6 protein-coding genes and 1 tRNA gene are annotated in these 8373 nt (G+C 63.9%); 6 read left to right on the forward strand and 1 reads right to left on the reverse strand.

From position 1 onward, the window contains the following. Positions 1–21: 21 nt before the first annotated feature. On the reverse strand, positions 22–885 hold the full coding sequence (locus EYW45_RS15105; protein WP_161136198.1) for an inositol monophosphatase family protein: 864 nt from the start codon (positions 883–885) through the stop codon (positions 22–24). A gap of 136 nt (positions 886–1021) precedes the next feature. On the opposite strand from EYW45_RS15105, the gene mnmD reads away from it, so the two are divergent. The 6 genes from mnmD (at position 1022) to EYW45_RS15135 (ending at position 8311) form a co-directional block, all read left to right on the forward strand. Beyond that, a complete protein-coding gene (gene mnmD / locus EYW45_RS15110; RefSeq protein WP_161136199.1) occupies positions 1022–3019 on the forward strand; it encodes a tRNA (5-methylaminomethyl-2-thiouridine)(34)-methyltransferase MnmD in 1998 nt (665 codons plus the stop codon). A gap of 137 nt (positions 3020–3156) precedes the next feature. Next, positions 3157–5382: a glycoside hydrolase family 31 protein gene (locus tag EYW45_RS15115; RefSeq protein WP_161136200.1), complete on the forward strand. Its 2226-nt coding sequence runs from the start codon at positions 3157–3159 to the stop codon at positions 5380–5382. A 261-nt stretch (positions 5383–5643) separates the two neighbouring features. Next, positions 5644–6708: a methionine ABC transporter ATP-binding protein gene (locus EYW45_RS15120; protein ID WP_161136201.1), complete on the forward strand. Its 1065-nt coding sequence runs from the start codon at positions 5644–5646 to the stop codon at positions 6706–6708. Next, on the forward strand, positions 6689–7342 hold the full coding sequence (locus tag EYW45_RS15125) for a methionine ABC transporter permease (protein ID WP_161136202.1): 654 nt from the start codon (positions 6689–6691) through the stop codon (positions 7340–7342). The genes EYW45_RS15120 and EYW45_RS15125 overlap by 20 nt, the downstream gene beginning before the upstream one ends. 27 nt (positions 7343–7369) lie before the next feature. Further along, positions 7370–8167, forward strand: a complete 798-nt coding sequence (locus EYW45_RS15130) for a MetQ/NlpA family ABC transporter substrate-binding protein (protein ID WP_161136203.1) — start codon at positions 7370–7372, stop codon at positions 8165–8167. Between the two features lie 68 nt (positions 8168–8235). Beyond that, positions 8236–8311, forward strand: a tRNA-Lys gene (locus EYW45_RS15135). Positions 8312–8373: the final 62 nt, after the last annotated feature.

An 8373-nucleotide genomic window follows, 5' to 3' on the forward strand; every position in this document is an offset into this window, starting at 1 on the left:
CTTCAAATTTTAAGTTGCCGCCTACGCAGGACGCTTCAGATGTGGGTCGATCATGGCTTGCAATTCCGCCGTCGTGTCGCGGTTGCCGGCGATCACGTAGCCGCCGATCGGCCAGGGGTCGCGTCCATACATATCGCGGGCCACGCCACCGGCTTCGCGCACGAGCAGCGTGCCGGCCGCCACGTCCCATGAGGCCAGAGCCATTTCCCAATATGCGTCGTAACGTCCGCATGCCGTCCACGCCAGGTCCAACGAGGCCGCGCCTGCGCGCCGCACGCCGCGTGTGGTATTGATCGCGTCATGCAGCATCGGCATGTACTGATCCGAAAACGAGAAGTCGCGAAACGGGAAGCCCGTGGCCACCACCGACTCGGCCAGTGTGGGCGTGCGCGAGCAGGCAATGCGATGGCCATTCAGCCACGCGCCGACGCCGTAGACGGAATTGAACAATTCTTCGCGGCTGGGGTCATACACCACGGCGACCACGGGCGTATCTTCGGTCAACGTTTCGGTGCCTGAGATCACGGTGCCCGCGTGGGCCACGAGCGCGATCGACACCGCGTAGTGCGGAATGCCGTGCAGGAAATTTGTGGTGCCATCGAGCGGGTCGATATACCAGGTGGCTTGTCCTTCGGGACGGCCACCGGTTTCTTCGGCCACGATGCCGAAAGCGGGGGTGCGTTCGCGCAGAATCTCGATCACGGCCGCTTCCGATTCGCGGTCGGCCTGCGAGACCAGATCGTTGCGCGCCTTGTGGTCGATGACGAGATCGGCGCGGTGACTGGCGTAGGCCTGCAGAATGGCGGCACCGGCATGCGCCGCAGTGACGGCAACATCGAGTGCGCCGCCGAGATCGAGAGGAACAGTATGCGTGGAGTCAGTCATGAATCGTGGAGCGTCTCAACTTGGGTTTTAATCGAATCGGCGTAAAGCATTGCACTATCGAGCGGGGCCGTATTGGCGGAGATTCTCCGATGGTACCCCTGACGTCCTCATTCTAGAATCGCCAGTTGTCTTTTTCATGTCGGGTCCCTTGCCTTCGTCTCCTCCCCACGCTTTGCCCGATCCGCTTGCCGCCCTCGATCACGGCGGCACCTTGCACAGCGCGCGTTTCAATGAAACGTACCACGCTCGCACGGGTGCCCTCGTGCGCGCGACGCGCATTTTTCTGGCGGGCACGCACACGCCTGAGCGATGGCGCGGCACGTCACGCTTCACGGTGGCCGACCTCGGCTTTGGCGTGGGAATCAATTTCCTGACGTTGTGGGACGCCTGGCGCCGCGATCCTCAACGGCCGCGCGCGCTGCATGTGGTGGCCTTCGAAGGCTATCCGCTGGATGTGGACGACATGCGCCGGGCACTCACAGCGCTCGTGCCGCAGGGCATGATGGGCAGCGTTCACGCCATGCTCGCGCAATGGCCGGCGCGCCTGCCCGGGGTGCACCGGCTCGAATTCGAAGGGGGATCCGTCACGCTGACGCTCGCGTTCGGCGACGTGCGCCACACCTTGCCGCAGTCCGATGCGACAGTCGATGCGTTCTTTCTCGACGGGTTTTCGCCCACGCGCAATCCCGAGATGTGGACCGCCGATGTCATGACCCACCTTGCCCGCCTGGCCGCACCCGGCGCGCGACTGGCCTCGTGGGTGACGGAGCGGGCCGTCGTCAACGCGTTGCTGGCGGCGCACTTCGATGCCGAGATCGTGGGCGGTGCCGGCGGCGGACGCATGATGACGCTTGGCACATATGGGGGCACTGGTCGGCGCATTGCGCCGGCCGCACCCGATCACGTCCTGGTGGTGGGCGGCGGTATCGCGGGTGCCGGCATCGCGCAGGCGCTTGCGCTGCGCGGCGCTGCAGTGACCGTGCTCGACGCCGCGCCGGCCGGCGTGGGCCGAGGGGTGCATGCGGGTCACCGTGCCGCCGCGCTCACCCCGTTGATCTCCCGCGACGACGACGTGCGTGCACGGCTTTCGCGGGCGGGCAGTCACCGCGCCCAGGCGCGCTGGCTCACCTTGCCGGGCGCGGCCGCGCCCGTGCGCTGCGGCACCTTGCAACTGGCGCGCGACGATGCCCAGGTCGCCGTCATGGCCGATACGGTGCATCGGCTGGGCTTTCCCACCGACTGGGTGCGCGCCGTCGATGTGGCGCAAGCATCGGCATTGGCGGGCCTGAGTCTGGCGCGTGGCGGCGTTTTCTTTTCCAGCGGCATGCGCATCGACCCGCATGCGCTCATTGTCGGGCTCCTGGACATGCCGGCCATCAAGACGATGTGCGCGGATGTGCGCCGTTTATCGCAGAATGCGGCCGGGCAATGGTGCGCGCACGATGCACACGATGCGATCGTGGCATGTGCACCCGTCGTCGTCGTTGCCAACGCCGCCGACGCGCCGCGACTGCTCGCGCCCTTTGCGGGCACCTCCTGCCCCAGCTTGCCCAAGATGCACGCGTTGGCGGGCGAGGTGAGCTTCGTACCGGCGCAAACATTGGGCGGCGGGCCGCGCCGCATCGTGGGTGGACAAGGCTACCTGCTGCCCGAGACGGGTGGCTATTGCGTCGCGGGCAGTACCTACGCGCACGGTGCGGCCATGTCGGTCGTGACGCCGGCGGGACGCGCAGTCAATCTGGAGAAAGCGCGCGGGTTGCTGGCAGAGAAGGGGCTGAATGACGGCGGCGTATACGGCGATCGCTCGGCGGCTTCCATGGCGGCCGAGATCGATGCTGCCGATGGGCCAGCACCCGGCACGCTCTTCGGTTTGTCTGCCGGCGCGGCCAATGGGTCGTCAGCGCATGCGGGACCGGATGATCTTGCGGGGTGGGCGGGATGGCGCGCCGTGTTGCCCGGCCGGTTGCCGGCCATCGGTGCGGTGCCGGATCGGCCCGGATTATGGATGGCCACCGGCTACGCATCGCGCGGATTGAGCTGGTCGGCGTTGGCGGGCGATCTTATTTCAGCTGCGCTTTTCGGCGAGCCAAGCCCTCTCGAAACCGGGCTACAGCACGCTATTGCGCCACGTTAGGGCACACTAGAGGGGCGTCTAACAGGTGCCGTCCAACCCGTCTACATAATAAAAAGGGCCGGTTGAGTTTATTTCAAAGCCTAAATCCGTCAAAATAGCGTTTTTTGATGGTTTTGGCTTAAGCCAGGGGATCCTCTGTGCCGCCCAAGTACGATTTTGATCATACGATACAACTCGATTCGGCCGAGTTGCTGACTTCCCGTTCCACTCGCGTCGATTTCGACGCGGGCGAAGGGTTGCGGCTGGCCATCGAGGCGCATGCGCCCGGTGTTTACCGGCTGCGTTGCGGTGAGGCGTCTCGCCTGTCAGACGAAAAGCCCACCAGCAGGCAGCGCGCTGTCACGGACATGCTGTTGGCCCGCCAGGAGGCCGTCGGCGAAGCAACGCTGGTGCCTCTGGATAACGCACACGGCTGGCGTCTTACCCAAGGCGATACGGCGCTTGAAATTCACACCAGTCCGGTGAGGATTGCCCTTTACCGGGCCGAGCAACTGGTATTCACATCGCACTCCACGCCGATGTCGCCTGATTTTGGGCACAGCGCGCTGGACGATGAGGATGCCGCGACCTGGACGGCCACGTTCGCCCTGCAGGACGGCGAGGCGGTTTACGGGTTGGGCGAAACTCCGGGCGATCTCAATCGCCGGCAAGAGTTCGTCGTGTCCGACGATCCCGCGCACCGCGCGTTGCCGTTGGCCTGGAGCCCGAAAGGGTGGGGCGTGTACGTCAACACCATTCGCCGCGTCGAACACGCGGTGGGGGTGGATGACGAGCCGTCTTCCTATCTGGTCACCATCGACGATACTGCGCTCGACGTGTTTTTCTTCGTCGGCGAGCCGGGCGAAATCCTCAACCAGTACACCGCATTGACTGGCCGCTCAGGCCAGCCCTCGCTGTGGGCCATGGGTGCCTGGTTGCAGCAGGCGCCGGGCCAGATGCCCACCGATACGGTGGCATTGGTCGAGCGCATGCGGGCCGAGTCGTTCCCGCTGGACGCCGTGTCGCTGGCGATGCCGGCGGCCTGGGCATTCCAGGCCGACAAGGCCGTATTCGATTGGGATGCCGCGCGCTTTCCCGATGCCAAGCAAATGCTGGCGCTGTTTCACAAGCACCATGTGCATGTGTGCGCCGCCGGCTTTCCTGGCGTTATGCACACCAGCCCGTTGTTCGAAGAACTCGAAGACCGCGGTTGGCTCTTGTCGCGCGACGACGGTTCGGCGCAGGTGTTCGACGGCATTCCGGCCACGCAAGGCAAGCCCTATGGCTTGCTCGACCTGACCTATCGGGATGTCTACAACCTGTGGGTCGAGCGTCACCGGCAACTGGTCGACGACGGTCTGGATGCGCCCGCCTGCGACGCGCAGATCGATATTCCCGAAGGCGTCACGGCGCGTTCGGGCGAAACGGGCGCAGCCTTGCGCACGCAGTATCCGTTGCTTGCCCGCCGCGGTCTGTATGACGCGGTGGCGGGGCACAAGGTGCCGCCGGAGGGCATTGCGCCGGGCACCGACCTGTTTCCGGCCGCCCAGCGGTTGCCGTGGCAAGTGGGCCCGCAAGTCACCAACGATTGGGATGGCCTCACGCATACGTTGCGTACGGCCTTGTCGATCGGCGCCAGTGCCGTACCGGTGCAGATCCATGCAATCGGTTGCGCCGGCGCTGCGCTGGACAAGATGACGCCTGAGCTTTACCTGCGTTGGCTCACGTGCGGCGTGTTCTCCGGCAATCTCTGTTTCCAAGGCACGCCGGGTCTGTTGCCCTGGGACTTTGGCGATGAGGTGGCCGAGCATGCCAAGACGTGGATGCAGTGGCGCTATCGCTTGATTCCTTACGTGTTGGGCGCCATCGAAGACGCGGCGCGTTCCGGGTTGCCGGTGCAGCGCTCGATGGCCATGTCGTTCCCGCACGATGAGCAGGCGCACGGCTGGGATATGCAGTATCTGCTGGGACCGGCATTGCTGGTCGCCCCGATCACGCAGCCGGGCAGCCAGGTTCGGGTATATCTGCCGAAGGGCGACGCCTGGTGGGATCTCAATACGGGCCATCGCTACGAAGGCGGTGCCGAATGGACGATCGACTGCACGCTGGGCCAATACCCGGTGTTCGGCCGCGAAGGCCACATGTTGTGCCTGGGACCCGCCACGCAGCACACCGGCGACTTCAACTCCGCCCGCATCCTGGACGAAGTGTGGATGTTCGGTATGCCCGTGCACAACCCGGTGGTCATGCGCAACAAGATCCGTGTCATGCAAATGCAGGGATCGAGCTACATCAAGGGACTTGAAGGGCTGCGCATCCTGCCGTCCGAAGGTCTCGAGGTCAAACGCCGCGGCGCCGAAGTGCGCATCTCGCGCGCGCGTTGATTTCGTCGGCACGCCCGGGCCAGTGGCTCGCGGCGTGCGCATTCACTTCCCTCGCGTACTTACTCGCCGCTGGTGCAGACCGGCGGCGCTTTGCGATCCGCTGCCGCAAGGCACGTCCTTGCAGCAGCCGTGTGCCCATCGTTTGCCCCCACGCTTTCTGGGTCATCAATCGCGTCCCGTGGTCTATATAACTAAAAGTTATTGAAAACTGAGAAAACAGTCGTTCTGTTTGGATGAAAAAGCCGACAGAATAGCGCCGCCATGATTCACATTACCGACCTCTACAAAACCTATGACACGCCGCATGGGCGCTTTGAAGCGCTCAAGGGCATCAACCTGCGCGTCGAAAAGGGTGAAATCTTCGGCATCATCGGTCCCAGTGGTGCCGGCAAGAGCACCCTCGTTCAGTGCATGAACCTGCTCGAGCGGCCGGATCGCGGCACGATCGACGTGGGCGGTGAAGCGCTCACCGGCCTGCCCGAAGCGCGCCTGCGCCAGCAGCGCCGCCGTATCGGCATGATCTTTCAGCACTTCAACTTGCTCACGCGCCGCACGGTGTACGGCAATGTGGCGTTGCCGCTGGAAGTGGCCGGCGTGCCGCGCGCAGACATCCCCACGCGCGTCAATGCGCTGCTCAAGCTCGTGGGCCTCGATCACCTGCACGACCGGTATCCCAGCCAGATCAGCGGTGGACAAAAGCAGCGCGTGGGCATCGCCCGCGCACTGGCCAACGACCCCGATGTGCTGTTGAGCGACGAGGCCACTTCGGCGCTCGACCCCGAAACCACGCATACGATTCTGTCGCTCCTGCGAGACATCAATCGCAAAACCGGCATCACCATCGTCATGATCACGCACCAGATGGAAGTGGTGCGCGAGATCTGCGACCGCGTGGCCGTGCTGTCGCACGGCGAAGTGGCTGAAACGGGTTCCACGCTCGATGTGTTCTCGTCGCCCAAAAGCGATGTGGCGCGCGGCATGGTCTCGGCAGCCACCAGTACCGCGCTTACCGCGCTCACCCGCCAGGCGTTGACGAAGCGGATGAGCGACATCGTCGCCAAGCAGCCCGGTGTGGCCGCACGGCTGTGGCGCTTGTCGCTCGTGGGCGATAGCGACTCGCAGGCGCTGCTGGTGCAGCTCGGCCGCGATTTCGATGTGCAGGCCAGCCTCGTACAAGCGCGTATCGAAGACATTCAAGGCGCCGCCGTGGGCACGCTGTTCGTGCTGGCGCAAGGCGCTGCCGCCGAACTCGATCGTGCCGGCGCTGCGCTGCAATCCCGCAATATCACCGTAAAAGACATCAGCGATGAATCCGCAGATCATTGAACTTCTCAAGCTCTCGTTTTTTGAGACGCTATTGATGGTGGGCGTGTCCGGCGCGATTGCCGTCATCATCGGTATTCCCATGGGCGTGGTGCTCGTGGTGACGCGCCGCGGCGCGCTGCTCGAATCATTGACGGTCAACCGCATCCTCGGCGTGATCGTCAACGCCACCCGCTCGGTGCCGTTCGTCATCCTGATGGTTGCCATCATTCCGTTTACGCGCTGGGTGGCGCAGACCTCCATCGGGACCACTGCGGCCATCGTACCGCTGGCGGTGGCTGCCATTCCGTTCATGGCGCGCATCGCAGAGAACGCCATGCGCGAGGTCGACCCCGGGCTGATCACCGCCGCGCGTGCCATGGGGGCGTCGCCGTTCCAGATCATCTGCAAGGTCATCCTGCCCGAATCGCTTCCCGGGCTAGTCGCGGCAACCATCGTCACACTCGTCAGCCTCATCGGCTACTCGGCCATGGCCGGCGCCATCGGTGGCGGCGGCCTGGGCGACCTCGGCATCCGCTACGGCTACCAGCGCTTCCTGCCCGAAGTGATGCTGGCAGTAGTGGTCGTGCTCGTGTTGCTCGTGCAAATCATTCAGAGTGCCGGCGACTGGCTCGTGCGCCGCCTGGCCCATCGTTAAGAAGATTTTTTCCAAGGAAACTGTTCCATGACATCGCTGTTCATCAAATCGTTGACCGCCCTGGCGCTTGGCGCCAGCCTGATCGCGCAGACCGCGGTCGCGCAAGACAAGCCGCTGAAGATCGGCGTGACGGCCGGCCCGCACGCGCAGATCTTCGAAGTGGTCAAGCAAGAGGCCGCCAAGCAAGGTCTCGCGCTGCAGATCATCGAGTTCAGCGACTACGTGCAGCCCAACGCGGCCCTGGCCGGCGGGGACCTGGACGCCAACAGCTACCAGCACCAACCCTATCTGGACAACGCCAACGCGGACCGCGGCTACAAGCTCGAGAGCATCGCCAAAACCGTGATCTTCCCGATCGGCATCTACAGCAAGAAGATCAAGGGCCTGGACGAGCTGAAAGAGGGCGCCCGCATCGCCATCCCCAACGACCCCACCAACGGCGGCCGTGCCTTGCTGCTGCTGCAAGACAAGGGCTTGATCAAATTGCGTGATGGCGTGGGCCTGAAAGCCACCCCGATCGACGTGCAGGACAACCCCAAGAAGATCCGTTTCATCGAACTGGACGCCGCACAATTGCCGCGCTCGCTGGATGACACCGATGCATCGGCTGTGAACACCAACTTTGCGATCGAAGCCGGTTTGGATCCCGTGAAGGACGCCATTGTGCGCGAGTCGCCCGAATCACCGTACGCCAACGTGCTGGTGGTGCGTGCCGCCGACAAGGACAAGCCCGTGTTCGCCAAACTCGTGACGGCGTACCACAGTGCTGCCGTGAAGGAATTCATCCAGACGAAATACAAGGGCGCGGTCATTACCGCCTGGTAAGCTTGACGGTGACTTCCAAGAGGCTTTGACAAGCCTTTTGGAATAGGCCATAATCTATGGCTTCGGTCGGGTCGTTAGCTCAGTTGGTAGAGCAGCGGACTTTTAATCCGTTTGTCGTGGGTTCGACCCCCGCACGACCCACCACCAAATACCTGTAGTATCAAGCACTTAACGCCACCCTCGCCGGTGGCGTTTCTGCTTCTGGC

The sequence above is a fragment of the Schauerella aestuarii genome (assembly GCF_009866805.1).
GTDB lineage: Bacteria > Pseudomonadota > Gammaproteobacteria > Burkholderiales > Burkholderiaceae_B > Schauerella > Schauerella aestuarii.

Excerpts from the sequence above, each read along its gene's own strand:
- EYW45_RS15105 (WP_161136198.1), bottom strand. The coding sequence starts at position 885 with ATGACTGACTCCACGCATACTGTTCCTCTCGATCTCGGCGGCGCACTC.
- mnmD (WP_161136199.1), top strand. The coding sequence starts at position 1,022 with ATGTCGGGTCCCTTGCCTTCGTCTCCTCCCCACGCTTTGCCCGATCCG.
- EYW45_RS15120 (WP_161136201.1), top strand. The coding sequence starts at position 5,644 with ATGATTCACATTACCGACCTCTACAAAACCTATGACACGCCGCATGGG.
- EYW45_RS15125 (WP_161136202.1), top strand. The coding sequence starts at position 6,689 with ATGAATCCGCAGATCATTGAACTTCTCAAGCTCTCGTTTTTTGAGACG.
- EYW45_RS15130 (WP_161136203.1), top strand. The coding sequence starts at position 7,370 with ATGACATCGCTGTTCATCAAATCGTTGACCGCCCTGGCGCTTGGCGCC.